Origin of the sequence: Streptomyces sp. UNOC14_S4 (assembly GCF_020740835.1) — a bacterium.
GTDB lineage: Bacteria > Actinomycetota > Actinomycetes > Streptomycetales > Streptomycetaceae > Streptomyces.
Window position 1 is genome coordinate 1 of the sequence record NZ_JAINFC010001065.1, and the last position, 527, is coordinate 527.

The window sequence follows — 527 nt, forward strand, 5'->3', positions numbered from 1 at the left end:
GCGTCGGACTGGGGCTCGGTGGCGCGGCCCGCCCCGATCTCGCCCGCCTGGCTGCCCTGGCCGCGCAGGCCGAGGCGCTCGACGCGCCTCTCGTCAGCGAGCACCTCGCCTTCGTCCGCGCGGGCGGCCCGCTGACCGGCACGCCCCGCATGGAGGCCGGGCATCTGCTCCCCGTTCCCCGCACGCGCGACGCCCTCGACGTGATCTGCGCGAACATCCGCCTGGCCCAGCAATTCCTGCCCGTGCCCCTCGCGTTGGAGAACGTCGCGGCCTGTGTCGCCTGGCCGCACGAGGAGTTCACCGAGGGCCGGTTCCTCGCGGAGGTGGCCGAGCGCACCGGCGTCCGGCTGGTCGTCGACGTGGCCAACCTCCACACCAACCACGTCAACCTCGGCCAGGACCCCGTCCGCACCCTCGCGGAGATACCTCCCGAGGCCATCGCCTACGTCCACATAGCCGGGGGAGTGGAGGAGGACGGCATCTGGCACGACACGCACGCCCACCCCGTTCCCCCGCCCGTCCTGGAT

The 527-nt window shown here is 73.6% G+C and carries 1 protein-coding gene; it reads left to right on the forward strand.

What is annotated here, in order from left to right; all coding sequences use genetic code 11:
- A partial coding sequence (locus K6I34_RS37915; protein ID WP_229332532.1) for a DUF692 family multinuclear iron-containing protein occupies positions 1-527 on the forward strand: 527 nt, incomplete at both ends.